The sequence below is a fragment of the Asanoa iriomotensis genome (assembly GCF_016862515.1).
Lineage (GTDB): Bacteria > Actinomycetota > Actinomycetes > Mycobacteriales > Micromonosporaceae > Asanoa > Asanoa iriomotensis.
On sequence record NZ_BONC01000022.1, the window covers coordinates 1 to 26079 of the forward strand.

The 26079-nt window shown below is 71.2% G+C and carries 21 protein-coding genes, 1 tRNA gene and 3 pseudogenes; 6 read left to right on the forward strand and 19 right to left on the reverse strand.

The genetic code is table 11. The features are described 5' to 3' along the window. Positions 1 to 603, reverse strand: a 603-nt coding sequence (locus Air01nite_RS17080; RefSeq protein ID WP_203703442.1) for a recombinase family protein, incomplete at its 3' end; no start/stop codon positions are given. A gap of 55 nt (positions 604 to 658) precedes the next feature. After that, a pseudogene (locus Air01nite_RS17085) lies at positions 659 to 988 on the reverse strand (SAM-dependent methyltransferase); the annotation flags it as partial. Between the two features lie 146 nt (positions 989 to 1134). On the opposite strand from Air01nite_RS17085, the gene Air01nite_RS17090 reads away from it, so the two are divergent. After that, the gene (locus tag Air01nite_RS17090; protein WP_203703443.1) at positions 1135 to 1326 is read left to right on the forward strand and encodes a hypothetical protein; all 192 of its coding nucleotides are present in this window, start codon (positions 1135 to 1137) and stop codon (positions 1324 to 1326) included. Positions 1327 to 1377: 51 nt separating this feature from the next. On the opposite strand, the gene Air01nite_RS17095 is transcribed toward Air01nite_RS17090, so the two are convergent. Then, positions 1378 to 1451 (reverse strand) — tRNA-Pro (locus tag Air01nite_RS17095). A 117-nt stretch (positions 1452 to 1568) separates the two neighbouring features. On the opposite strand from Air01nite_RS17095, the gene Air01nite_RS17100 reads away from it, so the two are divergent. Beyond that, entirely contained in the window at positions 1569 to 2459 is an 891-nt protein-coding gene (locus tag Air01nite_RS17100; RefSeq protein ID WP_203703445.1) for a PLP-dependent cysteine synthase family protein, read from the forward strand. 116 nt (positions 2460 to 2575) lie between these two features. Here Air01nite_RS17100 and Air01nite_RS17105 read toward each other — a convergent pair whose 3' ends face one another. Together Air01nite_RS17105 and Air01nite_RS17110 are read right to left on the reverse strand one after the other, a co-directional pair. Beyond that, positions 2576 to 3910 carry a serine hydrolase gene (locus tag Air01nite_RS17105; RefSeq protein ID WP_203703447.1) on the reverse strand — a complete coding sequence of 445 codons (1335 nt, stop codon included), beginning with the start codon at positions 3908 to 3910 and terminating at the stop codon, positions 2576 to 2578. Positions 3911 to 3994: 84 nt separating this feature from the next. Then, complete coding sequence (locus Air01nite_RS17110) at positions 3995 to 5197, reverse strand: acyltransferase family protein (RefSeq protein ID WP_203703449.1); 1203 nt, start codon at positions 5195 to 5197, stop codon at positions 3995 to 3997. A 315-nt stretch (positions 5198 to 5512) separates the two neighbouring features. Here Air01nite_RS17110 and rho point away from each other — a divergent pair. Beyond that, positions 5513 to 6656 (forward strand): annotated as a pseudogene (gene rho, locus Air01nite_RS17115) (transcription termination factor Rho); the annotation flags it as partial. Between the two features lie 89 nt (positions 6657 to 6745). Here rho and Air01nite_RS17120 read toward each other — a convergent pair. Together Air01nite_RS17120 and Air01nite_RS17125 are read right to left on the reverse strand one after the other, a co-directional pair. Then, positions 6746 to 7708: pseudogene (locus Air01nite_RS17120) on the reverse strand (FAD-dependent oxidoreductase); the annotation flags it as partial. Positions 7709 to 7738: 30 nt separating this feature from the next. Continuing rightward, positions 7739 to 7930 carry a hypothetical protein gene (locus Air01nite_RS17125; protein ID WP_203703451.1) on the reverse strand — a complete coding sequence of 64 codons (192 nt, stop codon included), beginning with the start codon at positions 7928 to 7930 and terminating at the stop codon, positions 7739 to 7741. Between the two features lie 192 nt (positions 7931 to 8122). Between Air01nite_RS17125 and Air01nite_RS17130 the strand changes: the two genes are divergently transcribed. Continuing rightward, complete coding sequence (locus Air01nite_RS17130; RefSeq protein ID WP_203703453.1) at positions 8123 to 9580, forward strand: vWA domain-containing protein; 1458 nt, start codon at positions 8123 to 8125, stop codon at positions 9578 to 9580. A 95-nt stretch (positions 9581 to 9675) separates the two neighbouring features. Here the strand turns inward: Air01nite_RS17130 and Air01nite_RS17135 are convergent, their stop codons facing one another. Then, entirely contained in the window at positions 9676 to 11163 is a 1488-nt protein-coding gene (locus Air01nite_RS17135; RefSeq protein WP_203703455.1) for a vanadium-dependent haloperoxidase, read from the reverse strand. A 224-nt stretch (positions 11164 to 11387) separates the two neighbouring features. Here Air01nite_RS17135 and Air01nite_RS17140 point away from each other — a divergent pair, with 224 nt between their 5' ends. Then, positions 11388 to 12290, forward strand: a complete 903-nt coding sequence (locus tag Air01nite_RS17140) for a hypothetical protein (protein ID WP_203703457.1) — start codon at positions 11388 to 11390, stop codon at positions 12288 to 12290. 496 nt (positions 12291 to 12786) lie between these two features. Here Air01nite_RS17140 and Air01nite_RS17145 read toward each other — a convergent pair whose 3' ends face one another. Continuing rightward, the gene (locus Air01nite_RS17145; RefSeq protein ID WP_203703459.1) at positions 12787 to 14991 is read right to left on the reverse strand and encodes an MMPL family transporter; all 2205 of its coding nucleotides are present in this window, start codon (positions 14989 to 14991) and stop codon (positions 12787 to 12789) included. Between the two features lie 118 nt (positions 14992 to 15109). On the opposite strand from Air01nite_RS17145, the gene sigJ reads away from it, so the two are divergent. Beyond that, positions 15110 to 16111 carry an RNA polymerase sigma factor SigJ gene (gene sigJ / locus Air01nite_RS17150; RefSeq protein ID WP_203703461.1) on the forward strand — a complete coding sequence of 334 codons (1002 nt, stop codon included), beginning with the start codon at positions 15110 to 15112 and terminating at the stop codon, positions 16109 to 16111. On the opposite strand, the gene Air01nite_RS17155 is transcribed toward sigJ, so the two are convergent. The 10 genes from Air01nite_RS17155 to Air01nite_RS17200 all read right to left on the reverse strand — a co-directional run bounded on the left by Air01nite_RS17155 (position 16024) and on the right by Air01nite_RS17200 (position 26061). Further along, positions 16024 to 16794 carry a transmembrane-type terpene cyclase gene (locus Air01nite_RS17155; RefSeq protein WP_203703462.1) on the reverse strand — a complete coding sequence of 257 codons (771 nt, stop codon included), beginning with the start codon at positions 16792 to 16794 and terminating at the stop codon, positions 16024 to 16026. The genes sigJ and Air01nite_RS17155 overlap by 88 nt on opposite strands. Positions 16795 to 16827: 33 nt before the next feature. Beyond that, positions 16828 to 18414 (reverse strand): class I adenylate-forming enzyme family protein, encoded by a 1587-nt coding sequence (locus tag Air01nite_RS17160; RefSeq protein WP_203703463.1) that lies wholly within the window; start codon positions 18412 to 18414, stop codon positions 16828 to 16830. A gap of 12 nt (positions 18415 to 18426) precedes the next feature. Continuing rightward, positions 18427 to 19407, reverse strand: a complete 981-nt coding sequence (locus Air01nite_RS17165; RefSeq protein WP_203703464.1) for a UbiA family prenyltransferase — start codon at positions 19405 to 19407, stop codon at positions 18427 to 18429. Between the two features lie 26 nt (positions 19408 to 19433). Continuing rightward, positions 19434 to 20507, reverse strand: coding sequence for a polyprenyl synthetase family protein (locus Air01nite_RS17170; protein ID WP_203703465.1), 1074 nt, complete (start codon positions 20505 to 20507; stop codon positions 19434 to 19436). A gap of 35 nt (positions 20508 to 20542) precedes the next feature. Then, positions 20543 to 20719 carry a hypothetical protein gene (locus Air01nite_RS17175; protein ID WP_203703466.1) on the reverse strand — a complete coding sequence of 59 codons (177 nt, stop codon included), beginning with the start codon at positions 20717 to 20719 and terminating at the stop codon, positions 20543 to 20545. Further along, entirely contained in the window at positions 20716 to 21711 is a 996-nt protein-coding gene (locus Air01nite_RS17180; RefSeq protein ID WP_203703470.1) for a ParB/RepB/Spo0J family partition protein, read from the reverse strand. Before Air01nite_RS17180 ends, Air01nite_RS17175 begins: the two co-directional genes overlap by 4 nt. 150 nt (positions 21712 to 21861) lie before the next feature. Beyond that, a complete protein-coding gene (locus Air01nite_RS17185; RefSeq protein ID WP_203703471.1) occupies positions 21862 to 23067 on the reverse strand; it encodes a 3-deoxy-7-phosphoheptulonate synthase in 1206 nt (401 codons plus the stop codon). 40 nt (positions 23068 to 23107) lie between these two features. Continuing rightward, complete coding sequence (locus Air01nite_RS17190; protein WP_203703480.1) at positions 23108 to 23359, reverse strand: acyl carrier protein; 252 nt, start codon at positions 23357 to 23359, stop codon at positions 23108 to 23110. Between the two features lie 47 nt (positions 23360 to 23406). Beyond that, a complete protein-coding gene (locus tag Air01nite_RS17195; protein WP_203703481.1) occupies positions 23407 to 24420 on the reverse strand; it encodes a beta-ketoacyl-ACP synthase III in 1014 nt (337 codons plus the stop codon). 42 nt (positions 24421 to 24462) lie between these two features. Next, a complete protein-coding gene (locus Air01nite_RS17200) occupies positions 24463 to 26061 on the reverse strand; it encodes an FAD-dependent monooxygenase (RefSeq protein WP_203703482.1) in 1599 nt (532 codons plus the stop codon). Positions 26062 to 26079 lie beyond the last annotated feature (18 nt).

The window sequence follows — 26079 nt, forward strand, 5'->3', positions numbered from 1 at the left end:
GTACAGGTCGTAGGCCCGCCCCACGCTCAAAAGGGACTCGCCGCTAGCGACACGTTCGTAGATGTCCACCACAGCAGCAGGGTCCTCACACCACGCCTGCTTGGCGTAACGCACACCTTCCGTCGCCCAGAAGGCGGGCAGCGGCCCATGATGCGCCTTGTTGTCGCGGATCATCATGATCCCGCGATACGTCGTCCGCTTGACCGTCTTGGACTTCTCCGCATTCGCGTGCTGCGCCACCAGCGTCACGACACGACCCGCGAAATCGGTCCGCCCGAACTGCGGCTCACTGATGGAGATCACGTCGCCGCCAGCGGAGCGGATAGCGAGCAGGATCTCAGCCTGAGCGTCCAAATCGTCCCGCCGGTCCAGCCGGGACGACTCGGTGACAATCACGGTAGAGTAGTCGCCACGCGCAATGTCCGCGATCATCTCACGCAACGCCGGTTCCTGCGTCCCATGACTCGCCGAGTAGCCATGAAGCCGGAACCACTTGACGATCGTGACACCGCGCTCAACGGCGTCACCCTCGATCACCTTGATCTGAGACGCCTCGTCCTGACTACCAGTGCTGACCCGCACGAACCCCGCGCCGAGTGCCACGCGTAGCTCCCTTCAGGAGACCTAGCCACGTGTGCATACTACCCGACAGGTATCGGTCGTTGTCGACGTAGACGATGCGCGCCTCCGGCGCGATCCGCTGTGCGACCTCGTGGGTGTTGTCGGCGGTCGGCAGGCCGGTGCCGACGTCGAGGAACTGGCGGATGCCGGCCTCACCGGCCATGAAGGTGACGGCACGACGCAAGAACGCCCGCGAAAACCGCGCCGCGTCGACGATGCCTGGAAAGACGGTGCGTACCTGGTCGCCGACGGCACGGTCGACGGCGAAGTTGTCCTTGCCGCCGAGCCAGTAGTTCCACACGCGCGCGGAGTGCGGCACCGAACTGTCAAGGCGGGGGCCGCTGTCAGCGGCCGCGTCGTTGGTCACATGCCCACGATAGTTGTTGCGCGACGTACGGAGTAGCCCGCTCCTCGCCGGCTCAAGAGTCCCAGCTGGACGGTCCACATGCGGCTGGCGCGGCCATACGTGCCCTGTCGCCGGTTCACGATCAGGCACCAGACCGCGCAGAGCGGGTGGACCGGCTGAAGGTCGACGGCTCCGAGGTCATCCCAAGCGCCGTCGCCGTTCAGCCAGGCGGGACCGTGCTCACGGGCGAAGCCGGATGGCGGCAGCCGAACGGCGGCGGCGGGTTCGTCGCCGATCCGCTGCGACCCGGCCGGGACCGGGCGGCGGTCGCGGGAGCAGAAGTCGCGGTCATGGAATAGAAGAAAATCGAAGCCCTGACCGCGTTTGCAATGGTCAGGGCTTCTTCGTTGTCGGGACGGCGGGATTCGAACCCACGACCCCTTGACCCCCAGTCAAGTGCGCTACCAAGCTGCGCCACGTCCCGTTGCCGGTCAGGGTGTTGCGACCCCCTCGGCAGCCGCTACAGAGTAGCGCATCGGGGGTGTCCGGCGTGCAGCGTGGTCCGTAGTGTCAGGCTCGGTCGGTGGGGCGGGAGGGGCTCATGGGCGGTTTGGACGCTATCGGGAACACGCCGCTCGTGGCGGTCGAGCTTGGCGGCGGGCCCGTGTGGGTCAAGGTCGAGGCCGCAAACCCGACCGGCTCGTACAAGGACCGCATGGCCCTGGCCATGATCGAGGCCGCCGAGCGGGACGGGCGGCTGCTGCCGGGGCAGACCGTGGTCGAGTACACCGGCGGCAGCACCGGGTCGTCGCTCGCCTTCGTCTGCGCCGTCAAGGGGTACCCGCTCAAGATCGTGTCGTCCGATGCCTTCGCGGCCGAGAAGATCAGGACCATGCGGGCGTTCGGGGCCGACGTCGAGCTGATCCACAGCCCGGACGGGATCACGCCGCGGCTCATCCCCGCGATGGTCGCGCGGGCTAAGGAGATCGCCGACGAGACCGGCGCGTTCTGGACCGATCAGTTCAACAACACCGACATGACCGACGGCTACCGGCGGATGGGCGAGGAGATCCTCGAGCAGGTGAAAAGCTTCGATTCATTCTGCGGGTACGTGGGCACCGCCGGCGCCTTCCTCGGTGTCACCCGGGCGATCAAGCAACGCCTGCCCGACCTCCACCGCGTCGCCGTCGAGCCGGCCGAGTCCGCCGTGCTCTCCGGCGGCGCCGCCGGCACCCACCACATCGAGGGCGGCGGCGTCGGTTACTGGCCGCCGCAGCTCACCCGTGACGACTTCGACGAGGTCGTCGCCATCCCCGACGCTGAGGCGTTCGCCTCCGCCCGCGAAGCCGCACGCCGACACGGCATCTTCAGCGGCCCCTCCACCGGCGCCAATCTCGCTGCGGCCCGGCAGGTCGCCGCCAGAGGCCGGAGCGTCGTCACGGTCCAGGTCGACAGCGGCCTCAAATACCTGACCGGCCCCCTCTACGCCTGAAGCGGGACCACCACCAGCACCGATTCGCCGGGTACCGCATCAGGCACCGCGGGCGAGCACAGCCACCGACAGCGGGGCCAGAGCCGAAGGGCTTCGACTCCACGCCGCAGCGTCGCTCAACAACCACCAGCGCGGAACAGCGTGCACGCGCGCCTGAGCCAGCAAGCCAACGCGGTGCTAGAGCCGGATCGCCTGAACAGAACGATCAACGACGCCCCGAACAGCACCAGGAAGCCGCCCGCGTACGACATCGGGAGTAGAGGACCGCCCGTGATCGGTAGTGCGCCCACCGGCGGCGGCTGCTCGATGTAGTCGTAGACCGCTCGCGCCAACTCACGCACCGTCGCCGCGCCCAACGGCTCCGGGCCCGCGGTCAGGAACGCGACCGCGATCTCCGTACCCGGGATGAGGTAGTAACCCACGTCGTGCGACACGTCGGTCAGCTCGCCGGTCTTGTGCGCGACCGGCACCCCCGACGGCAGCGCCGCGGGGATCTTGCCGTTCAGTGTCTGCTCGAGCATGAAGCTGAGCATCAGGTCGCGGTTCACGGGGCCGAGCACCTGGCCCGACCAGACCGCGCCCAGCAGCGAGATCACGTCGTCCGGGCTCGTGTAGTTCTCCGGCGGCGGCGTCGCGAGCATCTTGCGCCCGAGCACCGTCTCCCGTTGGTTCATCGAGTCGATCAGCGCGTTGAGCGGCGCGAAGCCGCCCAGATAGTCGATCAGCACGTTCGTCGCCGTGTTGTCGCTGTATTTGATCATGTACTGGGCCAGCCGGAACAGCGTCACCTCCTGCGGGAAGTCCTCGTGCTGCAACTCGCCGGTGCCGCCGACGACGTCAGAGGGCAACACCAACACCGTGTCCGGGTACGCGGCCTGCCCGCAGTCGATCCGGCGCATCAACTCGACCAGCACCCACAGCTTGATCACGCTCGCCGCCTTCGGGCGGAACCGGCCGGCAACCGACACCTGCTGCTCGCCGAACCGGCCCGACAGGTCGCGCACCGACACGCCCGCGGTGACCGGCGCGGCATCGACGATCGCCTGCAGCCGCGACGCCAACGGAAGCAGGCGCCGGCCCAAGGACGAGGAGACAGGCGGCTGCGGGCTGGTCACCGTCGGCCCGCTCAAGGTCCGCCGCCCGATCTCCAGGGTCCCCGTCGAACGACCGACCAACGGCACCCGATACCGGAACGACTGCCCTTCGAAGGTGATCCGCCCGACCGCGGCACCACCCGCCACGCGCATCCCGGGGTTGTAGACCCGCCCGGTGTCGACCGCGCACGACCGCCAACGGACCGTCCGCGCGCCCACGTCGACCGAGAAGATCCCGTCACCCGCCGGCATCCAGACGAGAGCCCCGGGCGCCGACCCAGGCGGACCGGCCAGTGCGGGCGAGGCGGGCGCGACCAGCAGGACGACCGCCATCAACGCCGCGTACCAACGCGCCATCCAGACCTCCCGAAGGTCCACACAACGTGCCCATGAGAACACGGAGCGTAGTTTCGGAAGGCGGCGGCACGCCGTCGAATTGAATCAATAGACCATAATGAGGTACGCCGTGAAGACCGCCGTCGCCGTGACGGCGAAGGCGCGGTGGCGCGCGGTGACCACCGTCGCCGGCCGCTCGAACCGGCGCACCAGCACGACCAGCAGGCCGAGCGCCACCGCCAGCACCGGGAACCAGGCGAACCGCTGTGCCACCCACCCGCCGGCCAGCGGCGCGTCGGTCAGCCCCGCGAACCGGCCCAGCGACGCCGCGAACGCCGACACGCCGACCAGCGCCGTCTGGTGCCAGCAGAAGATCGTCATCGCGCACAGGTTGAGCACCGCGACCACCGTCCACAGACCGCCGTGCCGGTGCAGCAGCCGGTCGAACCGGTCCCGCAGCAGGATCGCCGCGCCCGACTGGACGGCCGCGAGCGCCGGCACGAGCAGTGACGGCGGGTTCGAGTTGGACCGGCCCGCGCCCGGCACGGTCACCATGCTCGCCGGATAGCGAAAGACCACCAACAGCGCCACGAACAGCGCGGCGCCGCCGCCGAGCAGCCGCCACGCGGTGGCCCGGGTGATCCCGCCGCGCGCCCACGCCACGCCGAGCTGGTAGGTGAACATCCACGCGGGTACGACCGTCAGATAACCGGCCCAGTCCGGCACGAGGTGCAGCCCGTAGCGGGCGACGTCGACCACCGCGACCGCCCCCGCCATCGGCAGCGCCGCCGTCCAACCCCAGCGCCGGTCGAGCCGCATCGCCAGCGGTGTGAGCGCCGTCACCACCGCGTAGATGCCGATGAACCAGAACGGCTGCACCAGCAGCACCGCCCAGGTGCGCAACGTCGCCGGCGCCACACCGGCCAGCGCCGCCACCGGCAGGGCGGCGCTGACCAGCGCGACCGCGGCGACCACCGGCCACGCCAGCCGCAGGAGCCGCCGCCGCAACCAGGCCCGGTCGGTCCCTCCGCCGGCCCGCCAGCGGGTCAGGCTCTGGCCCGCCGCGTACCCGCCGACGAGAAAGAACAGGCCGAGCATCTGCAGCACCCAGCTCAGCGGCGCCAGCCAGGCGGCGACCCGCAGCGGGCTGTCGACGACCAGCCCTCCGTCGGGCCCGGGGCTGAGTCCTTCGACCAACCAGTGTCCACAGACGACACCGAGAATCGCCAATGCCCGCAAGCCGTCGATGGCCCGTTCCCGAGCGGGAAGAACAGTGGCGACCGGCGAGGGGGAAGTCGTCACGGTCATGGCATCGACGCTAGGTTTGGCGACACGCCGGCACGATCCGGTGGCCGTCCGGATCAACGGTGGTGCCAGCCCCACCCGTAGGGGATCTCCCCGGGGTGCTTGCAGTGGGTTGCGGCGGCGCGCTACCGTTCAGCCAGGCCGTTCCCCCGCGGATGCCGTGCAGCCTTCTGCTGCCCCCCGGGGAGGCCCATTCATGATCGAGGCACCGCCCGATTGACCAACCGCCCCGCATCAGCGAAGACGGGGACACCCATCAAGGAGACGCGCGTGCGCGCTACCCCCATCGATCCACAAGAGACACCCACCGGCCACGATCCCGTCGACGGGATCGTCGACCAGCGTGGCGACCAGTACTTCCTGCGTACCCAGGGCTATGCTCCCGGACCCAACGACGCCTACCTGCCGCCGCCGCTGGTCCGCCGGCTCGGCCTGCGCCCCGGCGACCGCGTCGTCGGCACCCTGCGCGCCGACGACAACCGCGACAGCCGCGGCAAGGCACAGCGCGGCAAGGCGAGCAAGGACCGGCCCCGCCCGGTCGACACCGTCGAGACCGTCAACGGCCGTGACCCGGAGCTGGCCCGCCGCCGCCCGGACTTCTACGACCTCACGCCCGTCCACCCGAGCGAGCGGCTGCGCCTCGAGACCGACCCCCGGGTGCTCACCACCCGCGTGATCGACCTCGTCATGCCGATCGGCAAGGGCCAGCGGGCGCTGATCGTCTCGCCGCCCAAGGCCGGCAAGACCCTGGTGCTCAAGGCGATCGCCCAGTCGGTCCTGCGCAACAACCCCGAGTGCCACGTGATGATGCTGCTCGTCGACGAGCGCCCCGAAGAGGTCACCGACATGCGCCGCTCGGTGCGCGGCGAGATCATCGCCTCGCCGTTCGACCGGCCGCCCCAGGACCACACCGCGACCGCCGAGCTGGCCATCGAGCGGGCCAAGCGCCTCGTCGAGCTCGGCCGCGACGTGGTCGTCGTGATGGACTCGCTGACCCGGCTCGGCCGCGCCTACAACAACACCGCTTCGGGCAACAACAGCCGTACCCTCTCCGGCGGTGTCGGCGCCTCTGCCCTCGCCCCGCCCAAGCGGCTGCTCGGCGCGGCCCGTGCCATCGACGGCGGCGGCTCGCTGACCATCATCGCGAGCGCGCTGATCGACACCGGCTCGCGTGGCGACACGCTGATCTACGAGGAGTTCAAGGGCACCGGCAACGCCGAGCTGACCCTCGACCGGGCCAGCGCCGACGGGCGGATCTTCCCAGCCGTCGACCTCAACGCGTCCAGCACCCGCAACGAGCACCTGCTGCTGCCGCCGGACGAGCTGGCCGCCGTGCACCTGCTGCGCCGCGCGCTGGCCGGCCGGGAGACCGCGCAGGCCCTACCGCAGTTGCTCGAACAGCTCACCCGCACCGGCAGCAACGCCGAGTTCCTGCTCCGCACCGCCGGCCACGCCCGGGTCGGCTAGCAAGGCCCGCAGGTCCCGCACCGCCGCCCGACCGGCGCGGTTGGCGCCGACCGTGCTCGCCGACGGGCCGTACCCCACGAGGTGGATCCGCGGGTCCGCGACCACCCGGGTGCCGTCCATCACGATGCCGCCGCCGGGCCCGCGCAGCCGCAGCGGCGCCAGGTGGTCCAGGGCGGCCCGCCAGCCGGTGGCCCAGAGGATGACGTCCACGGGCACATGAGTCCCGTCGGGCCGGACCACGCCGTCGGGCACGATCCGCGCGAACATGGGTCGGCGGACCAGCACGCCGCGCTCCCGCGCCGCCGCCAGCTCAGGAGTCCACGGCAGGTCGGTGACGCTGACCACACTGCGCGGCGGCAGCCCGGCCCGCACCCGCTCCTCGACCTTGGCGACCACCGCGCGGCCGTACTCCTCGTTGAACGGGCCTTCCCGGAAGACGGGCTCGCGCCGGGTGACCCAGATGGTCCGGGCGTTGGCGGCGATTTCCAGCAGGATCTGGACCGCCGAGGTCCCACCGCCGACCACCACCACCCGCTTGCCCGCGAACTCGGCCGGGCCGCGATAGTCGGCGGTGTGCAACTGCCGGCCCTGGAACGTCTCGGCGCCCGGGTAGTAAGGCAGGAACGGGCGCGTCCAGGTGCCCGTGGCGTTGATCAACGCCCGGGCTCGCCAGGTGCCGTGGTCGGTCTCGACGCGCAGCCGGCCGTCGGTCTCTCCTGACACGTCCGACACGGTCACCGGCCGGCGCACGTCGAGGCCGAACCTCTGCTCGAAGGCGGCGAAGTAGGCCGGCACGGCGTCGGCGGCCCGCTCCCGCGGATCCGGCGGGTCGAAGGGCATCCCGGGCAGGCCGAAGATCCCGTGCACGGTGGCCATCCGCAGGGTCGGCCAGCGGTGCTGCCACGCGCCGCCGGGCGCCGGGTTGGCGTCCAGTACGACGTGGGTCAGACCTGAACCCAGCAAGTGGTACGCGCTGGACAGGCCCGCCTGCCCAGCTCCGATGACGACGACGTCGGTATCCGGCACGTTCTCGTCAACAAGGCGCACCGCCTCCGGCCATCCCGTGCGGGGCGGATCTCACATTCGCGGGTCGCAGGGGTCGGTCTCGAGCGGGCCGATCGTGAGGGTGAGGCCGGCCGCGCCGCTGCCCGGAGTCACCTCGATCACCGGTGCGGGTGCCGGTGCGGGCCGGTGGGCGTGGGCGGACGACGCCACGAGAGTGCCCAGCGCGAGCAGGGCGGCGGCGACGACGGGTCCGGTTCGCCTCACGCGTCGCACCGTACCAACGCGGGTCAAGGTCTCGGCGCGGACGCGTAACGGTCTCGGCGGCGACTCGCCACGATCACGGAAGGACACGCCACGATCACGGTTGTCGCGCTTCGGCAACGGCTCGGCCACGACAGGAGCTTTGCGCGTACCCCGTCTGTCCAATGAAGAGGACATGAGAGCGGGGAGGAAACGATGAGGCGCACGATGGTACGCGTCGCGGCGGTTTCGATGCTGCTGGCTCTGGCCGGCTGCTCGGCCGGCGGCGGCGGTGACTCGACGAGCCGCGAGGCGTCGGCCCCGAACGCGGGCCTCGCACAGGGCGGCACCGACCGGAATCCGCTGGAGGATCCACAGTCGACATTCGCGGTCGACGTCGACACGGCCTCCTACGGCTACGCCCGTCGCGTGATCCAGGACGGCAACCTCCCGGACCCGACGATGGTCCGGCCGGAGGAGTTCGTCAACGCGTTCGACCAGGACTACCCGGAGCCGCGCGGGGACGGCTTCGCCGTGTTCGCGGACGGCTCCCGCCCGCCGGCCGCCCACCGCACCGACGGCGACGTGCGCCTGATGCGGGTGGGCCTGCAGACCCGCTCGGAGACCGCCGCGCGCCGACCGGACGCCTCGCTGACGTTCGTCGTCGACGTGTCGGGCTCGATGGCCGAGCCGGGCCGCTTGGACCTGGTCCGGGACGCGCTGCACACGCTGGTCGACGAGTTGCGCCCGACGGACGCGGTGGCGATCGTCGCCTTCAGCTCCGAGGCCCGCGTACTCCGTGACATGACCCGGGTTTCCGAGAAGGCCGACCTGCACGCGGCGATCGACCGGCTGCGCCCGGACGCGAGCACGAACCTCGCGGCGGGCCTGAACGTCGGCTACCGGGTGGCCCGCGACGGCTTCCGGGAGGGCACGTCCAACCGGGTGATCGTGCTCTCGGACGGCCTGGCCAACACCGGTTCGACCGACGCCGACACAATCTTGCGCCAGGTGCGCGAGGAGGCGGCGAAGGAGATCGCCCTGCTCGGCGTGGGTGTTGGGAGCGACTACGGCGACGCTTTGATGGAGCGGCTGGCGGACGGCGGCGACGGCTTCGCCGTCTACGTCAGCGAGCCGTCGCAGGCCCGGGACGTGTTCGTCAACAAGCTGCCGGCGACGCTCGAGGTGCGCGCGCTGGACGCGAAGGTCCAGGTGACGTTCGACTCGCGGACGGTCCGGGACTACCGCCTGATCGGGTACGAGAACCGCGCGGTGGCCGACGAGGACTTCCGCAACGACGCGGTCGACGGCGGCGAGGTGGGCCCGGGTCACAGCGTGACGGCCCTCTACGCGGTGCGCCTTGCCGGCGACGTCGACCTGGGCGCGCCGGTGGCCGCGGTGCGGGTTCGTTGGCTGGACCCGGCCACCCGCAACCCGGCGGAGGCCGCGCACACAGTCACGGTCTCGGACGTGGACCGCGGCTTCGAGGCTGCGGCGCCGCGCTTCACGGTCGACTACGTGGCGGCGTATCTGGCGGAGTCGCTGCGCGGCGGCGAGGACGCGATCCCACTCGCGGACCTACGGCGGATCGCGGACCGGGCCGCCGACCGCACCGAAGACCCCGCGGTCCGCGAGCTGGCCGACCTCGTCGACCGCGCCGACGAGCTCCGCTAGGACCCGTTCCCGCCTGGCCGCCGCTCTGGCGGCAGGCTGCCGATGGAGGGTCGGGGGAACGCTCCATCGGCAGCCTGGGTGTGGTGCGGCGGCGGTCAGCCCCCGTGCAGCTTGCGTTGGACGTAGTCGTAGGCCAGGTCGCCGACCCTCGTCCCGTAAGCTTCCGCGGCCTCGACCGACGACGGGAAGTTCTCGCCGCCCCAGACCCGGCTCTTGCCGCAGTCGTCCGCCCACGCCGTCAGGCTGGGCCACTGCAACGTCATGTCCGCGGCGGGGGTGGTGCCCGGCTCGACGAGTGACGAGCCCTTCAGGACCGGCGCGAAGATGCCCAGCGAGTCCGTGCCGATGAAGCGGCGTGCCTGCTGCGCGTACGAGAAGCACAGCGCGGCATGTGCCGACGGGTACTCAGGCGAACCGATCGACAGCGTGCTCAGGTAGCCCTGCCATTCGGCTCCCGTGATGTCGTTGACCGTGCCCTTGCCCGGGCCGCCCCACGCCGTCACCTTCTTGTCGTCGTAGAGGTGGCGGATGGCGCTGAACGGGCGCACCGAGTCGTACTTCCGCTTGTAGTACCACGACGCGATCGTGACATCGATTCCGGTGATCGCGCCCGTGACGACATAGTGGATGCTGTCCTCGGTGCTGAGGTTGCCGCCCACGACGATGCGGCCCGCGACGGCGCCGTACGGCCGCACCAGGTCGTCGAAGAGCTCCGCGCTCATCTTCTTGCGGTCGTCCAGGCCCGCCGACGCCGCGAGCACCTCGTCGGCCTGTGCCTTGTACGCCTTGCGGTTGAGGAAATAGTTGCTGTCCGTGGGTCGCGGCACCCGGAGCTGGTCGGGGCTCTGGAACGAGAACGGTTTCATCCGGCCGAACTGCGGCGTCGCGAAATCCTGGACCGTGTAGACGTCGCGCTTGCGCACCGTGTTCGGCTGCCAGCGGGACGGGTCGCGGAGCTGGTCCGCCGTGTTGACCGGCTGGTAGCCCGTGTAGTCCGCGTACGGCTGCTGGTTGTACCTGCGGCCGCCTTCGTCGCCGTAGCGGTTGCTGCCGTCGTGCTTTCGGGACGCGATCGCATTCTTCGCGGCGAGAATTCCGATGCCGCTCGGAGTGGTCGGGTCGGCGGCCGTGATGTCGGGGTCTAGACCCGCTACCGACATCATTTCCAGCCACGTCGCCTTGTATTGGGGAAATACGAAGTTGAGCGAGGTGAAAGCCGAATAGATGACCGCGATGTTCTTGTTTCTCGTCGTGTGCTCGGCCGCCGGACGGCGCCCGAGGTCCGAGAAGATGCCGACGGCGGTCGGGTGGTACGGCGACAGGGCATCGAACCACGGCATCTCGATCAGCAGCGCGCTGTCACCGCCGTACAACATGGGACGCCCGAAGTGCTCGTCGCGTGCGACGGTGTCGAACCGCGGGTAGATCAGTCCGATCAGGGCGTTCCCGTTGTCGAGGTCGAAGGTCGGCGCCGCCGGGGCTGCCTTGACGGCGCCTGACAGCGATGCCACCAGGGCCGCGGTCGCGGCGACGGCCGCCGCGGCGCGCAGGCGCCGGCGGCCGATCCGCCCCAGAATCGTCATCGGACGTTTCTCCTTTCGATCAGCCAGCCGCGAGGCGGCCGCGCTCCATCGCGCGCGATTTCGCGGATCAGAAGCGAGATTGGCGGATTGCAGGGAGATTAACCGGCGGGGTTTGCCGAGGTCCACTACTTGATCGAGTAGTCGATACTACCCGTGCCGACATTGCCGCGCGCAGATCGTCCAGGCAAGGATGGATCAAAGAAATCCAATATACGGAGGTAAATATGCGGACGGCAATCCGGGCCGCTGCCGCGCTCCTGGTGGCGGTCGCGGCGGGCGCCTTCGTCGCGCCGGCGGCGGCCCAAGCCGCCCCGGCGCGCACCGGCGATGCGCAGTGCGAGGTGGTCCCCGTCGTCGACGGCGCCGACACCTTCACCTCGCCCGCCTCGGTCGCGTCGGGGGTGCGCACCTTCCAGGTGACGACCGCGGACCCGACCGGCATCGTGCTGGGGCTGTTCCGGCTCGACGAGGGCGTCGACATCGACGACTTCGTGGGGCTGCTGCGGGTGGCCTTCGCCGGCCAGGGCCAGGAGCGGGTCGAGGCGGGCATCGCGGTCGACGCCCAGTCCACATTGCTCGGCGGAGTCGCCGCGATAGTGGGCCGCCCGGCAACGTTCACGCAGACGCTGGTGCCCGGCACGTACTACCTGATCAACTACCGGGACATCCTGGCCAACCCGAACGGCGCCGTCGGCTTCCGACCGCTGACCGCGACCACCCACTGGGCACCGTGCGCACCACCGGTGCCGCGCGCGACGGTCTCGATGATCGACACGCCCGACGGCCCGCGCTACCTGGCACCCACCACGATGCAGCAAGGGGCACCGATCCTGGTCGCCAACCTCTCGGGCCGGATCCAGGAGGCGGTGATCCGCCCGGTCGGACCCAACGTGACCGCCGCGGAGATCGCGCAGTTCTTCCAGGCGGTCGACAACGGTCAGCCGCCGCCGAGCTTGCCCTTCGTCGGCCTGCTGCCGCAGGGCATGCCGGTCATCGACTCACCGCTCGCGGCGATCATCCAGCCGAACTTGGCACCGGGCCGGTACGCCCTGCTCTCGTTCCTGCTCGACGACCAGGGCGTCCGCTACGCCGCACAGGGCACGGTCGTCGTCTTCGACGTCAACTGACCTGACACCACGAGCGCGGCGAGTTGTACGCAGATGCGTACAGCTCGCCGCGTTTCCGCGCACCAAGACCACCGCCGCGATCGGGACACCGGGCGGGTCCATCGCACACCGCGCGAACCTGCCGTGCAGCACCGCAATCGGCTCGGGGCTCGCGGCTCCCGACGGGCGGCTCCCGGCTCGCGGCCCGCGGCCCGCGGATCGCAGATCGCAGATCGCGGCCCCCACGGATCGCAGATCGCGGCCCTCACGGATCGCAGATCGCGGCCCTCACGGATCGCAGATCGCGGCCGCACGGGTCGCGGCCCGCACGGGTCGCGGCTCGCGGCTCGCGGCTCGCGGCTCGCCGCGATCATCCCGGCGAACTGGCGCCCAGACCGGGACGCCCTGCTCGACGACGAGGCGTGGGCTGCGCCGCAGACGGCATGGTCGTCTGACCTCATCCCACGAGCACGGCGAGCCGTACGCACATGCGTACAGCTCGCCGTATCGAAGTGGTTCAGCGCACCGACACCGCCGACGCGGTCGGGACGCCCGGCGGGTCGGTCTCGCGCAGGCCGAAGCGGCTGTGCAGGCGTTGCAACGGTGCCGGTGCCCACCAGGTCGCTCGGCCGCCGAGGCGCATCAGGGCCGGCAACAGAGCGCCGCGGATGAGGGTCGCGTCGATCAGGACCGCTAGGGGCAGGCCTATGCCGTACGCCTTGACGTAGGTGATGCCCGAGACCGTGAAGGCGAGGAACACGATCGAGATGACCAGGGCGGCCGCGGTCACCATGCGCCCGATGCGTTCCAGGCCCACCGCCACCGCCGTCGTGCCGGAGCCCGTCCGCTCGTACTCCTCGCGGATGCGCGACAGCATGAATACCTGGTAGTCCATCGCCAACCCGTACGAGAGGGCGAACAGCATCACCGGGATCGTCGACGCGATCGTGCCTGTGACCGTGAAGCCGCCGAACAGGCCCGCGAGGTTGCCGTCCTGGAAGATCCACACCAGTGCGCCGAAGGTGGCGGTCAGGCTCAGCGCGGACAGCAGCAGGGCCAGGAACGGCAGCAGGACGCTGCCGGTCAGCAGGAACAGCAGGATCACCATCGTGACGGCTACGAGGAGCAGCACCCACGGGAGCCGGTCGATCAGCACGTCGGTCGTGTCGACGCTGACCGCCGCGGCGCCGCCCACCAGGACCGGGAACGGTGCCGGCACCGCCCGCACCGCCTCGACCAGGTGCAGGGCGTCGTCCGCGTCCGCGGTGGACGGCACCACGGACAGGTAGACGCCGTCGCCGATCGCGAAACGCTGGTGCGTCGGTCCGGCCGGCGCGGCCACCGCGCCGTCGACGTAGCTGCCGCTGACCGTGTCCACCCGGCCGACGTTGGGCAGTTCCGAAAGCTGCGAGGCGTACGCGCCGACCGACGCGAACTCGGCCCGGGTCGCGACGACCTGCAGCGTGTTCAGCTCCGCGCCGTCGAAGTTCTGCCGGATCAGGGTCGTCACCTGCCGCGCCTGCGACGACTCCGGCATCGAGCGCTCGTCCGGCATCCCGAGGCGGATGCCCAGGAACGGCGCGCCGAGCAACAGCAGGAAGGCGATCACCAGGGTGGCGACCGGCAGCGGGCGGCGCATCACGAACGTCGCGAGGCGGTGCCAGAAACCCGAGTCGACGCCCCCGACGGACGCGCGCCGGCGGAACACCCGGCCACGCTCGATCCGCGGGCCGAGCACCGCGAGAAGTGCGGGCAGCACGGTGATCGAGCCGAGCGCCGACAGGATGGCGGTGATCATCGCGCCGTAGCCCATGCTGCGCACGGCCGGCAGCGGGATCAGCACCAGGCCGGACAGGACCAGGACGATGGTGACGGCCGAGAACACCACGGTGCGACCGGCGGTGACCATCGTCCGGCGGATCGCGTCCGGGGCGTCGCGACCACCCGAAAGCTCCTCCCGGTACCTGTTGATCATCAGGAGGCCGTAGTCGATGGCCAGACCGAGCCCGAGCAGCGTCACCACGCTGACCGCGAACACCGACAGGTCGGTCACCGAGGCGACCAGCCACAACACGCCGAGACCGACCAACATGGACACGAACGCCACCGACAGGGGTACGAGGGCCGCGACGATGGCGCCGAAGACGACGACCAGCACGATCATCGTGAGCGGGAACGCGAGCGCCTCGCCCTTGGCGCCGTCCGCCTGGCTGATCTCGGTCGTCTCCTTCCAGAACATCGCCGAGCCGCCCACCCGGACGTCGAGGCCGTCGTGGGCTCCCTCGTAGCGTGGCACCAGGTCGGCCAGCACCTTGTTGACGGTCGTCTCGTCACCCCGGACCGTGGCGCCGACCAGCGCCTTGGTGCCGTCATGGCTGCGCAACTGCGGCGGCCGCCCCGCAGTCCAGTAGGAGGTCACGTTGCCGACATCGGGCTCACCGGCGAGCCGCTCGCTCAGGGCACCACCCGCGCGCACCGCCGCGGCGTCGTCGACCCCCTGCGGCGCGCTGACCACCAACGTCAGGTTGGGCGGCCCCTGACCCGCGGCGTCCAGGACCGCCGCCGCCCGCCCGGACTCGGCACCCGCGTCGGCCAGACCGCCGGCGGTCAGCTTGTCGAACAGCGTCACGCTGGCCGCGCCGCCGGCCAGGGCCAGCAGGACGGCCAAGACCAGGACCGTCCGGCTATGCCGCAGCAACAGCCGCGACAGCTTCTCCAGCATGGGTCTCACTCCCTCGGGGTCGCTTTGTCTCGACGTGCCTACGATGTGGTGGATCGCCGCGGTGTGACATCCGCCCGCGAAATGCCTGGCACGTCACACCACGAAACGAGGAGTGGCCATGGGTGACGGTGCGACGGACGACGCGACCGCACTGTTCCTCGACGAACGCGACCTGCTCTTCTCTCTCGCGTACAACCTGCTCGGCAATGTCGCGGACAGCGAGGACGTCCTGCAGGACACCTGGGTCTCCTGGGCGTCCGCCCGGCGTGCGGAGGTCGCGAACCCACGCGCATACCTCGTCCGGATCGCCGTGAACGCCGCCCTGGCGCGGCTGCGCGACGCGCGGCGGTCCCGGGAACGCTACGTCGGTCCGTGGCTGCCCGAGCCGATCCTGACCGGCGCGCCCGCCACGGACCCCGCGGTCCGCGGTGAGTCGGTGTCCCTGGCGGTGATGGTCGTCCTGGAAACGCTGACGCCCTTGGAGCGGGCCGTGTTCGTCCTGCACGAGGCGTTCGGCTACCCCCACACGGAGATCGCCGACCTGCTCGGCCGGACCCCGGTGGCGATCCGCCAGCTCGCACACCGGGCACGCCGGCACGTGCGCGACCGCCGGCCGCGTCGCCCGGCGCGCCCGCAGCAGGTCCGGGCGGCCACCGAGCGCTTCCTCGACGCCGCCCTCGGCGGCGACGTCGACATGCTGCTGGAGGTGCTGGCCCCCGGCGTGCGGCTGTTGACCGACGGCGGCGGGCGCCGCCCCGCGGCGCTGCGGGTCATCGAGGGCCGGGCGAAGGTGGTGCGCCTGATCAGCCTGAACGTCGACGGCCTGCCGCCGCTGACGGTCAGGCCGGCGCACGTCAACGGCGACCCGGCGGCGCTGCTGTTCGCCGGTCACGACCTGTACGCGGTGCTGGTGCTCGAGCTGGCCACGGACAGCGACGAGGTGAGCGGGATCTACACGATCCTCAACCCGGACAAGCTCGCCGGAGTGGCCCGGGCGGCCGGGCCACTCCCCCACGACGAGCCGGGCGGCCGTCAAGCCGCCATCGCCCGCTCGCGACCCGCCGCCAGCAGCTCGGCCGGCGGGAACACCCGCGGGCGGTTGAGCGCCCACGGCGACTGACCTTCGGCCCGGATCTGCCGGTAGATCATCCTGATGTAGATCACGTCCAGGACGAAGATGATCACGAACCAGGACAGCACGAGGTGGCGGTCCGGGAAGATGATCAGCGTGTTGAGGCCGGCGAGGAGCGAGCCCATCATCTTGCAGATCCCGACGTAGAGCGACTGTCCCGCCGACGACCGCCGCTTGACCAGCGTCACGATGAACGCGGCGCTGATGCCGACGTTGAGCAGGCAGCCGCTGTACATGCCGAGGATGTCCCGGAACTCGCGCGCCGACAGGAACAGCTCGATCGCGGCGATCACGACCAGCGCCCAGAAGAGCTGTTTGAACAGCTTGCGGGGCAGCGACGGGAAGTCCTTGTGTCCCCAGAACATGATTTGGATGACGATGACGATGTCGATGAGGACCCAGGCGAAGTTGGCCGGCCGTTGCGCGGGCTCCTGGTCGATCACGATCGAGTGGACGAACTCCCACGCGAAGTTGATCGCGACGACCACGACCGGTATGCCGACGAACTTGTCCACGAACGCGCGCTGGATCGCCAGCCCATAGGCCAACGCCCAGAAGGTGCCAAGGCCGACGACGATGGTCCAGAACCAGAAGTTGCGGAAGTCGCGTGGCTCGGAGACCGCGGACGCCACGTCGGGCAGGTCGAAGATCGCCGGTGGAAGCCAGTCCATCGATAGCCTACTTTCGCCGAAGGGTTGGGGAGGTCAGGTCCACCGGCCGGTGCCGCTCGCCCGCGCGGTGCCGAGCACCTGCTCCTGCAGGGCGAGGCGGCGCACCTTCCAGGTGGCGGTGCGCGGCACGTCCGCCCACGGCACCAGGCGCGGCTCGGCCAGCTCGGGCAGGCCGGCGACGGCGCGGGCCCAGTCCTCGGGATCGAGCGTGCCGTCCCGCATGCACAGGACCGGCACCGGCGGCTGGCCCGGCTGGGCGAGCAGGGTGACGTCCACCGCCGCCGGCAGCCGGTCCAGCAGGACGTTCTCCAGCTCGATGCAGCTGTTGCCGGGCATCATGTCGACCTCGCGGTCGAGCAGCCGGATGCGCCCGAACCCGATCCGCTCCCCGAGGTCGCCGCTGTTCCACCATGGACCCTCGGACTTGGCCTCGTAGCGGTCACTCTCGCCGAGGTAGGCCAGGCACCGGGCACGGGTGTTCACCATCAACAGCCCCGGTTTGCCGCGCGGTTGCCGCCGCCCGGTCTCCGGGTCGACAACCCGCACGCGGACGCCCGCCGCCGGCCACCCGATGTTGGTCCGGTCCCCACGGGTGTCGCCGGCGCGCACCGTGCGCCGGGTGAACAGGTTGACGATGATGCCGGTGACCTCGGACTGCCCGAGTCCCCACCCCCACACCGGAAATCGGCGGCAGGACGCGTCGAGGAACGTGCGGACGGTGCGGGCGTGCACGGCGTCGAAGGTGGTGACGTAGAGCCGCGTCTGCGCGAACAGCTCCGGCCGCCGCGCCACGAGCTCCTCCCAGCGCTGGAACATGTTCGGCAGCGCTTCCATGATCGTGGGCCGGTGCTGGTCGACCATCCGCTCGACGGTCGCGAGCCCGGGGTCGGAGATCGCCACCACCTTGCGTGGCGCCATCTTGAGCTGCGAGGCGGTCCAGGCCATCACCCGGATGTGTGCGAACGAGACCGCGGCGGCCGTCACGTCGCTGTGCCGGGTGGTCAGGAACGGGATCGGGCACCGCTCCATCCGCGCCGGGAACCGCCCGATGGCCGTGTTGGCGGTGTGCAGCACCAGCTTGGGGACGCCGGTGGTGCCGGACGTGTGCGTGGAGATCATCGGCTCGTCGGCCCCGCCGATCCGCACCGGGGCTCGGCGGCCGTCACGCAGGTCGTCGAGGGACAACGTGCCGGCGACCGGCTCGCCCACCGCGATCGTCCGCACGTTCGGATCGGCGAGCGGGCCCGCGTCCAGCAGCAGCCGGCTGCCGGCGACCACGACCGCGGGCTGCGCACGCCGGATCAGCGCCCGCACCGTCTCCACCGACGCGATCGGGGCGAGCATCACCGGCAGCGCGCCGATCCGTGCCGCACCCGCCGCCAGCAACGGCATGTCGTAGTGGTTGTCCTTGGCGACCACCACGCGGTCGCCGGCGCGCAGCCCCGCCGCGTAGAGGCAGTCGGCGAGCCGGTCCACCGTCGTCGCGAGCGCCGCGCCGTCGTACACGGTGCCGGAATCGGGCGCGACGTCCAAAGGCCGATCCAGGTGTACGACGGTCTGCCGGCCACGTTCCGCGTGCCAGTGGAAGACATTGCCGATGTGGAAAGGGGAACGTCCCATGCCGAAAGCTCCTTATCCGGCGAACAGGTTGGCCACGGCGAGGCCGAGGAATCCGAGGTCGTAGGCCACGAACGCGGCGACCCGCGCGGTGCGCCAGCGGTCACGCGCGATCGCCAGGTAGAGCTGGGCGGCGTGCAGCGCGGTGGCCGGCACCAGGGCCGCGCCCGTCCACCAGGGCATCGTCGGCGACGTGGCGAGCGCGGCGATCGTCGTCACGGAGACGACCAGGTAGGCCACCAGCGCGCCCTTGACCACCCACATAGGCGCGGCGACGGGCAGCGTGCGCCGGCCGACCGCCGCGTCACCGTCGCGATCGCCCACATTGGAGCAGGAGACGAGCATGACCAGCCACAGGCCCATCAGCACGCCCTGCAGGACGCCGACCGACGTCCAGCGGCCCTCCACCGCGAGGTACGGGAACAGGAACCCGCCCACGGTGCCCACCCCGAGCAGGAGCTCCGAGCCGCCGAGACGATAGCTGAACCGCAGGCCCCCGGAGTACTGCGGACCCAGCACCGCACAGGCGACGAAGATGACCACGGCGGAGAGCGGCACGTCCCAACCGAGCGCGGCGAACGCCGCGACGCCGGTGACCGCGGCGAAGGCGCCGGCGACCACCGCGAAGACGACCGCCTGGCGTTCCGAGATGGCCCCGCTGAGCAGGGGCTTGCGGCGGATGTCCCGGCGGAACCCGGGTCGGGTGTAGTTCGCCGCGTCGCTGCCGTTGCGCAGCCCGACGAGATCGTCCACCGTGGCCGTCAGGGCCACGATGCCGGCCGACGACAGGAGGAACAGGGCCAGCGCGGGCACGGCGCCCGGCCGCGCGAGCGCCGCCGGGCTCACCAGCAGCGCGGCCAGCGTCCACGGAAAGAAGTGCAGGTAGACCGATACCTTCGAGATGCGGACCAGACCCACCACGGTCTGCCAGCGCGACGGGACGAGCCGGTCCGCGGCGAGCACGGGCAGCACGCTGCCCGGTTGATTTCCGCTCATGTTCCTGTCTCCCTCACGAGGGATCGTCAGCGGTCGCGGTAGGCGACCAGCCGGGCCATCTCGATCAGCTCTTCCCGCCAGCCCGCCGCCAGCGGTGCCTGGGCGATGGCCCGGCAGCCGTCGTCGACGAGCTGGTCGATGTGTCGTTCGATGTCGACCCGCACGCCGGTCTCGCGCAAGCGGCTGCGCAGCCGGCCCGCACCCGCGTCGCCCGCGCGGACCAGGTCACGGATGCCGAGGTCGCGTTGCATGGCCGCACCCAGCAGGAGGGTCATCTTGTGCTGGGCGAGGTCGAGCCCGTCCGGCTTGCCGCTGACCTGACCGTCGCCGAACGCGTCGATGAGGTCGTCGCGGAGCTGGAACGCCTCGCCGATCGCCGAGCCGTACGCCTCGAACGCGTCGCTCAGGTCGGGCCGGCCCGCGATCGCCGCGCCCAGCTCGAGCGGCCGGTGAATCGTGTAGCGGCCGGACTTCGTCACGGCGATCCACCGCGCCAACTGGGGGTCCACCGGGAACTCGGCGGCGGCCGCGACGTGGACGTCGACGAACTGCCCGACGATCAGCTCGGTCCGCAGCTCCGCCCAGAGCGCGTCGACCAGCGGCGGGGCGGCCGCCATGAACTGGTCGGCGTACACCAGGGCCAGATCACCGGCCAGGACGGCGACGCCCTCGCCGTAGCGGCGGTCCTCGCCGCGCCAGCCGCACAGCCGGTGGGTCGCCGAGTGCCGCTCGTGCACGGTGGGCACACCCCGCCGGCGGGTCGCGGCGTCCATGATGTCGTCGTGGATCAACGCGGCGGCGTGCAGCAGCTCCAACGCCACCGCCGCCCGCAGGACCCGATGGTCCTCCGGGTCGCCGCCCGCCGCCAGGTAGCCGCTGAGGCAGAACGCCGGGCGGACCCGCTTGCCGCCGGCACCGACGAGGTCGGCGACCGATCCGACGAGGTCCGCGGCCTGGCTGTACGCCTTGGACCGCCGTTCCCGCTCGGCCCGGAAGAACTCGTGCAGCCGCTTCTCCAGCAGCTCCATCAGGTGCCCGAGAAGTTTCCGGGGTGGCGCCGCCGGGGCGTTGTTGCCCGGCTTGGTATCTATCGTGGTCACGTAGTCTCCCCCGTGCTACGGATGCTGACGGCTGGCTACGAACGCTCGGTGCGTTCCACGCGCGGTGAGATCGGCACGGCGACGACGGCCGGCCATAGTGGACACAGTCCGACCAGGACCGACCCGTCGCCGACGACGATCAGGTTCCACGGCCGGTCCGGCGGGCGCGGCCGAGGAACCCGCTCGGCCGGCCCGTCCACCGTGGACGTCATTCCTGCTCCTCGAGCTCGTTCGCGAGCGCGAGCCAGGCTCCGGCGCACGACCGGGCGAGCTCCGCCACGGACTTGCGCCAATGGGGCGGCACGGCGCCGATGAGCTCACCCCACTGCGTGGGCTCGACGACGTGTGCGTCGACCCAGCGGACGAACGCGCGCCCGTTCTCGGCGTACTTCACCGCGGGATCCTTGATCAGGTTGCCCCGCACCGACGGCCACTGGACGTTCTGCCGCGCGCCGACCGTCCTGCCGCGCGGCTGCGTCCCGGTCTCGTCGCCCACCGGCGGCCGCCGGTCGGCGGGGCCGCGCTGGAGCGGCAGCACCGGGTCGTGGCCGGCCTGCAGGCGCGCCCGGACGTCCCGCGCCGTACCGACCGAGACGCCGGCCTCCTCGGCGATGGCCCGCAACGGCGCGTCGGGCTTCATGGCGATGACCGCGCTGGCCCGTCGCCGCCCCGACGATCCGTCGATCGGGCGGACGCGCCCGTCCCGGCCCACCCTGGCGCCGTCGAGCCCCGCGGGCAGCACCATGCGACGCCGGATCGAGCTCACCGTGGTGGGCGACAGTCCGGTCGCGGTGGCGACGGCCCGGTCCGACCACTGTGGATACAACTCGAGCACGCGGGTGGCGGCCGACTCCCGATCGGCCAACGAGAGCGGCAGGCCGTGCGTGATGTTGGCGCCGACCGAGTGCAGGAACGCCGCCGCGTCGTCGCCGTCGAAGAACGTGACGGGGATGGTCTCGTCGCCGCGGAGCTTCGCCGCGCGCAACCGGTGCATCCCGTCGATCACCCGCATCGTGCCGCGGTGCACGACGATCGGCGGCAGCTCCCGCACCGCCACCAGCAGCAGCACGTGCTCGGGATTCTCCCCGGCCAGCCGCGGCGAGTCGCCTGGTAACAACGACGACACCGAGACCCAGACGGGGTCATCCGGCGTACGCGCCAGGACTATGCTTTCTGCTTGCGGCTCCTCGACCTTGCTCGACATCCGGACACTCACCTATCAGTAGGTAGGGTTGGTGTATGGACGGCAGTCGATACTGCGGGCAGTGCAGCCTGCCTTCGGAATCATCGCCAGCGGGCCTCGCCAAGAGCAACACCGGCCGGGGTCGAGCGTGGGTAGTTGTGCACTACTCGATCAGGTAGTGCCCGACGACCAGGCCTCGATCAGGGTGGCGGCCTGCCGCGGGTTGAGCCGCGGGTCGCACAGCGACGTGTAGAAACGCTGGAGGTCGTCCTCGTCCTCCACCGGTCCACCGACGCATTCCGTCACGTCCTCCGCCGCGACCTCGATGTGCAGACCGGCGGCGCGCTGCCCGTGCGCGTCGAGGATCTCCCGGCACCGGACGGCCTCGGTGGTCATGTCGCCCAGGTAGCGGGTCTTCAGTCCGGTCGGCAGCTTCACCGTGTTGCCGTGCATGGGGTCGCTCAGCCAGATCGCCGGGTGCCCGGCGCCGGCCACGGCGCGGACGATCGGCGGCAGTGCCTCCGCGATCCGGTCCCGGCCCATCCGCACGATCAGGACGAGCCGACCGGGCTCGCGCCGCGGGTCGAGCGCCGCGCAGACCGCCAGGACCTCCTCGGGTTTCGCCCTCGGCCCGATCTTGCATCCGACCGGGTTGACCACGGACGCGAGCATGGCGATGTGCGCGCCGTCCGGCTGACGGGTGCGCTCGCCCACCCACGGCAGGTGGGTCGAGCCCAGGTAGCGATCGCCCGAGTCCGGCTCTCGCCGGATCAACCGGGACTCGTAGTCGACGACCAGCGCCTCGTGGCTCGACCACGGGCCGTCCGCCGGAACCGCGCGGCCGTCGCCCTGCCGGTAGGTCCGCACGACCCGCTGCACGAGGTCGCTGGCCTCGTACGCCCACACCATCCGGCGGGGATGGGACTTGCGCGTCTCCGACGTGCCGATGTCCGAATTGATCATGTGACCGCGGAACGACGGTATCCGCACGGCTTCGTACCATTCGGTGGCCGCGGACCGCGGTTTGGCGAACTGTCCACCCAGCCGGCCGACCCGGACGACGGTCCTGCCGCTGAGCGCGGCGAGCCGGTCGCCGAGCGAGTCGATGACCTTCAGCTTCTCCGACGTGTGCCGCGGCGTGCACTCGTAGAAGCTTTCGGCGCAGTCGCCGAGTTGGAGCAGGAGGGCGTCGGTGTTCGCCAACGCCTCCCGCAACTGCCGAATCTCCGTCGCCGGCACCAGCGCCGGCGCCGAGGCCAGGAAGCGACAGGCTTCGTCGTACGCGGGATGGTCACGCCATTCCGGTTGCTGGACCGCCGGCAGGGTCTCCCACGGCCCGAGTGCCACGAGGTCCGCGAACGAGCCGGGCTGCTGCATGTGTCCTCCAGGTCGGTGGCTCAGGACGCGCGAGCCTGGTTCAGGCTTGGACGCCTTTGGCCTCGAGCATCGCCACGGTGCCGGCGATGGTGGCGGCGTCGCGCATCTCCTCCTCGGTGACGAAGACGTCGTAGCGACCGCTCAGCGCGACGGCGACCTCGACCATGACGAGCGAGTCCAGGTCGAGGCTGTCGTAGGAGGTCTCGGCGGTGATGTCGTCCGGCGCTCCGTACTGGTCGGTCATCAGCTTCAGGAGATCGTCGGTCAGGGTCTGCCGGGTGCGCGTACTCATGTTCGGTCTGCCTCTCTGCTCGTTCCGAATGCGAAATGAATGAATGGTCAGACGACGTGCAGGTCAGGCCAGATCAGCGCCGCGGCACCCCAGGTCAGGCCGCCGCCGAACGCGGTCAGCAGGACCCGCGACCCCGGGGCCAGGGTGCCCGCGGCGGCGGCGTCGGACAGGGCGAGCGGAATCGACGCCGCCGAGGTGTTGCCGACCCGGTCGACGTTGACGACGGCCCGTTCCTCGGGCAGGCCCAGCCGCTGCGCCAGGGCCTTGAGGATCCGGATGTTCGCCTGGTGACCGACCAGGTGGTCGACGGACTCCGTCGGCCAGCCGATCCGGTCCAGCAGCGCGGACGCCGACCCGCCCATCCGGGTGACCGCCTCGGCGAACACCTTCGTGCCCTGCATGGTGAAGTAGCGGTCCCGCTGATCCGGCTCACCATTGGCCCGCTCGCGCGACCCGCCGCCCGGTATCAGGATCAGGTCCCGCCCCGACCCGTCGGAGCCGAGATCGACACCGAGCAGCACCCCGGCGCGGTCGGCGTCGGGCACGGCCGATAGCACGACCGCGCCGGCGCCGTCGCCGAAGATGACCGACGTCGTGCGGTCGGCCGGGTCGAGGATGGTCGAGTACGTCTCGGCCCCGATGACCAGCACCCGCCGCGCCTGTCCCGCGACGATCTGGGCCGACGCGGTGGCGAGGGCGTAGACGAACCCCGAACACACCGCGGCGATGTCGTACGCGGCGACGGTGCCGAGCCCCAGGCGCGCGGCGACCTGCGGTGCGGTGGCCGGGCAGGGGTGGTCGGGTGTCGTGGTCGCCAGCACGACCGCGTCCACGGCGCCCGGCGCCAGCGGCAGGTTCGCGGACTTCAGCGCCCGGTGTCCGGCCTCGACGGCGAGGTCGCCGGTGGCCACGCCGGGTGCCGCCCAGTGGCGGGTGCGGATCCCGGTCCGGGTGGTGATCCACTCCTCGGAGGTGTCGAAGGTGCCGGCGAGCTCTTCGTTGGTGACCCGGCGGGGCGGCAGGTAGCTGCCCAGACCGGCGAGTGCGGCGTAGCGCGTCATGCGAGGTGCCCCTCGGGTCGTGCGGATCAGGTCAACCGGCGCTCAGGAAGCACCGCGTACGCGCCGGACCACGGCGGCCGGGTCGGCACCCACCGCGTTCCCGCGCCAGGCGACGTGCTGATCGGGCCGCAGCAGGACCAGGTCGCGTTCCCATAGCCGACGCGCCCTGGCGTCGCGCACCACGGCGTGCTTCACCGGCGCGCCCTGGGCGGCGGCCGCCTCGAGCAGCGGTGCGGCACGCCCGTCGCCGGCGAAGTCGACGAGCGTGAAGGACTCGGCGAACAGGTCGTAGATCGAGCCGCCGCCGTCGAGCAGCACGCTGGGCGGGCGCCCGCCGGGCCACGTCGTCGGCGTGTACTCCGCCGGCGTCCACACGGGTTCCGGCGCGTCCTCGTGGCAGACGACGGGCGAGTCGTTGTGGCGGTACCCCAGCTCGATCCCGCGGTACTCGTTCTCGCCGCGCGACTCGGTGAGGAAGGATCCGACGGCAGCGGGCGCCGCGCCCTCGCGCAGCATCCGGCCCGCGGCCAGGTGCACGGACAGGTGCCGGTGCGAGGTGCGCAGGTTGCGCAGCCCCACCGGGCGGCGCTCCGCCTCGTAGCTGTCGAGCAGGCCCGGGCCGCCGTAGCCTCTGACCAGGCCGGCGACCTTCCAGGCGGCATCGACCGCGTCGCCGATCCCGGTGTTCATCCCGTAGGCGCCCGTCGGGAACATGCGGTGGGCGGAGTCGCCGGCGAGCAGCACCCGCCCGACCCGGTACCGGTCGGCGATCATGAAGCCGGGCCGCCAGCGTGAGGTCTGCAGCACCTTGTCGATCTTCAGGTCCACCCGCATCGTGTCGAGCAGGAACGCCGCTGGGTCGGCCGGCGGGGTGTCGAACTCCGCCGGCGCCAGCCCGTTGACGTGTGCGGTCCACGTGTCGACCTCGTCCTGCGCGATGATCACGTACCGGAAGGCGAAGTAGTGCCAGAACCGGCCGTGCCGGTGCAGCGTGCTCAGGTCGCGGCTCTTGAAGTGCACCATGAAGGCGCCCGGCAGGTCCGGGACGTCGAAGCTCTCCTCCCCGATGCCCAGCGCCCCGCGGACCCGGCTCGACGCGCCGTCGCAGCCGAGCACGTACCGGGACCGCAGCGGGAGCCGTTCGTCGGTGAGCACGTCGACCAGCTCGCTGGTCACCGTGTCGTCGTCCTGGGTGAGCGACTCGAACCGCAGCCCCGGTCGCAGGTCGACGAGCGGCTCGCGCCGGCAGTGTCCACGCAGGACCGGTTCCAGATCGACCTGGGAGATCCGCTGACCGGGCTCCACCGGCTGGGTGCCGTCGTCGTGCGTGGCGATCCGGGCGCGCTCCTCCGCCACCGAGGGCAGCTTCCAGGTGGTGATCGGGCCGCCCGCGAGACCCGTCGACCAGATCACGTCGGCCGGGTGCTCGGGCGCGACGCCGGCGGCACGGACGTCGTCCGCGATGCCGAGCTGCCGCAGGAACTCCATGCTGCGGGCGTTGACGTAGTCGAGCTTCGGGTGGTCCGAGGTCTCGAAACTCTGGTCGACGAGCACGCTCGGCACGCCGTGGCGGGCGAGCGCCAGAGCCGCGACCATGCCCACGGGGCCGGCGCCCACGATCAGAACAGGTACCGGATCCACTCTCGACCTCCCAGGGAG

Coding starts and splice junctions, on each gene's coding strand:
- Air01nite_RS17100 (WP_203703445.1), top strand. CDS start 1,569: ATGGGCGGTTTGGACGCTATCGGGAACACGCCGCTCGTGGCGGTCGAG.
- Air01nite_RS17105 (WP_203703447.1), bottom strand. CDS start 3,910: ATGGCGCGTTGGTACGCGGCGTTGATGGCGGTCGTCCTGCTGGTCGCG.
- Air01nite_RS17110 (WP_203703449.1), bottom strand. CDS start 5,197: ATGACCGTGACGACTTCCCCCTCGCCGGTCGCCACTGTTCTTCCCGCT.
- Air01nite_RS17130 (WP_203703453.1), top strand. CDS start 8,123: ATGAGGCGCACGATGGTACGCGTCGCGGCGGTTTCGATGCTGCTGGCT.
- Air01nite_RS17135 (WP_203703455.1), bottom strand. CDS start 11,163: ATGACGATTCTGGGGCGGATCGGCCGCCGGCGCCTGCGCGCCGCGGCG.
- Air01nite_RS17140 (WP_203703457.1), top strand. CDS start 11,388: ATGCGGACGGCAATCCGGGCCGCTGCCGCGCTCCTGGTGGCGGTCGCG.
- Air01nite_RS17145 (WP_203703459.1), bottom strand. CDS start 14,991: ATGCTGGAGAAGCTGTCGCGGCTGTTGCTGCGGCATAGCCGGACGGTC.
- sigJ (WP_203703461.1), top strand. CDS start 15,110: ATGGGTGACGGTGCGACGGACGACGCGACCGCACTGTTCCTCGACGAA.
- Air01nite_RS17155 (WP_203703462.1), bottom strand. CDS start 16,794: ATGGACTGGCTTCCACCGGCGATCTTCGACCTGCCCGACGTGGCGTCC.
- Air01nite_RS17160 (WP_203703463.1), bottom strand. CDS start 18,414: ATGGGACGTTCCCCTTTCCACATCGGCAATGTCTTCCACTGGCACGCG.
- Air01nite_RS17165 (WP_203703464.1), bottom strand. CDS start 19,407: ATGAGCGGAAATCAACCGGGCAGCGTGCTGCCCGTGCTCGCCGCGGAC.
- Air01nite_RS17175 (WP_203703466.1), bottom strand. CDS start 20,719: ATGACGTCCACGGTGGACGGGCCGGCCGAGCGGGTTCCTCGGCCGCGC.
- Air01nite_RS17180 (WP_203703470.1), bottom strand. CDS start 21,711: ATGTCGAGCAAGGTCGAGGAGCCGCAAGCAGAAAGCATAGTCCTGGCG.
- Air01nite_RS17185 (WP_203703471.1), bottom strand. CDS start 23,067: ATGCAGCAGCCCGGCTCGTTCGCGGACCTCGTGGCACTCGGGCCGTGG.
- Air01nite_RS17190 (WP_203703480.1), bottom strand. CDS start 23,359: ATGAGTACGCGCACCCGGCAGACCCTGACCGACGATCTCCTGAAGCTG.
- Air01nite_RS17195 (WP_203703481.1), bottom strand. CDS start 24,420: ATGACGCGCTACGCCGCACTCGCCGGTCTGGGCAGCTACCTGCCGCCC.